The sequence below is a fragment of the Parasaccharibacter apium genome (assembly GCF_002917995.1).
In the GTDB taxonomy this organism is placed as follows: domain Bacteria; phylum Pseudomonadota; class Alphaproteobacteria; order Acetobacterales; family Acetobacteraceae; genus Bombella; species Bombella apis.
Genome location: NZ_LMYH01000023.1, coordinates 1 through 1,717, shown reverse-complemented (window position 1 = coordinate 1,717; position 1,717 = coordinate 1). Strand labels below are relative to the sequence as shown.

The following is a 1,717-nucleotide window of genomic DNA, read 5'->3' as shown; positions in this document are numbered from 1 at the left end:
GACATAGAGTCCTTCAAACCGGACCGGGCCACCTTTCTTGGTCTGCTGAAACAACAGAAGATCTTTGCCGTTCTGCACATGATCGCGGATGGCTCGGTTTCCCGAGATCATCCGCATATCGCCAAGCTGGCCTTGCCCCGTATAGCGGAAGCTCCCATCTGCTTCGAAAGCATCTTGGTAGCCAACATGGCCCGCGCCGTGCCCGGTAAAAATGAAGATCCCAGGCGCGTCAGCCGGCGTTGAAATGCCGCCCTGTTGCTGACCCCCAAAACGCGCATGAATATCATTGCGACGATGATAGGATCGATGAAGTTCAAACGGCCAAAGCATATCCTAATTGGTTACATAAGATTGCAAGAGGCACAATACTGTTCCTCATAGGGCAAGACTGGCGGCTTGAGCCTTTTCTTGCGCTTTCTGTTTCCCGTCCTGCATGTCAGCTCCGCGTTCCTTAAGCGCGCGCGTCGCTATTCCTGCACGCTCCTGGAGTCCGACCTGCATTTTCGAGCGGTCATCCGTGTAAAGCACGCTTTCGACCTTCGCGCGTGAGAGGGCCACATAAAAGCTCTTTTGCTCCAAAAGATGCGTGGCCGAGCTCTCCGCATTGGCAAACACCCGCTCCGCTGTCCGCCCCTGAGCTGCAAAAGCAGTAGACACATAGGCATGCGAGAAATGCCTGTCTCGCGCGCTCTCCAAGTTCAATGTCTCAATCCGGTTGCCTTGGAGTTTGACGCGGGCAAGGCCTCGGTCTGGGTCGATTGTAATCACCTCCCCAAGCTGCCCATTCACGCGCTTTGCCGCTTTGTCGTTCCGCGTAAACTGAACGCGATCCCCCACGCGAAGCTCTAGCGCTTCCTCGCGATAGACTTGAGCTTGTGCCGCTCCCCATTGTCGAGGGTGCCAGGCAAGCTCTCGCCCACGCTCATCTTGAAGCGTGAGCACATTCTTGGCCTCATCCGCCTGGATGACCCGATAGGCGCCATGCCGCGAGACGCCTTTATCGGCGTAATCCTTCGCAAAGCGCACAATATCGCCAAGCTCATAACTCTCCGCTCGTTTGGCCTCTGCTTTGGTGAGGTCTTTGGACACAAATTTCGTCGCCTTAAGAACTTCAGCTCCAAGCTGACCACGTTCAATGAGCTTGTTTCGAATGTCCTGGGTCAAAGCATCCCGTCCTTCACGTGATGGCTCAATGACCAGCGTTTTCTGCCGTTCCTCGGGGCTGAGAGCGGCATAATCCTCGGCAATCTGCGCAAAACGGCCCTCACGATCAGCAATTGCCACGACACGTCCGCCGCCACGATCCAGGGCCTCCAAGGCCTTCTTGGCATTCCCCTCTAAACTGGCTTCGACCGCCGCCTTCGTATGCTCATTGGTTTGACGCAGGATGCTCGTCAGCCTGACCGTCTCCATGCCCGCCTCTTGAAGCTGCTCAAAGGCCGCCCCAGCCTCAATGGAGCCAAGCTGTTTGATATCTCCCACCAAGAGCACCCGCGCCCGATGGCTCTGCGCTGTGCTCAAGAGCTTCGCCATGTCTTTGGCTGAAACAAGAGACGCCTCATCGACAATCCAGAGCTGAGGCTGGGAGCTGGGGCGTCCTGGCGCCAGAAGATGCCGCGCCAAGGTATCGGCTCGACTGTCGAGCGCATCTCCCAGCACCTGCGCGGCTGAGGCGGTCGGGGCCAGGGCTGTGACGCGATAGCCTTGCGCTTCCGCA

At 57.4% G+C, this 1,717-nt stretch carries 2 protein-coding genes; both read right to left on the bottom strand.

Features of this window, described 5'->3' with window-relative positions; all coding sequences use genetic code 11:
* Nucleotides 1–330, bottom strand: a 330-nt coding sequence (locus ASO19_RS09090) for a hypothetical protein (protein ID WP_219811882.1), incomplete at its 3' end; no start/stop codon positions are given.
* 45 nt (nt 331–375) lie between these two features.
* The coding region (locus ASO19_RS08985; RefSeq protein ID WP_181005255.1) for an ATP-dependent DNA helicase at nt 376–1,717 on the bottom strand (1,342 nt) is incomplete at its 5' end.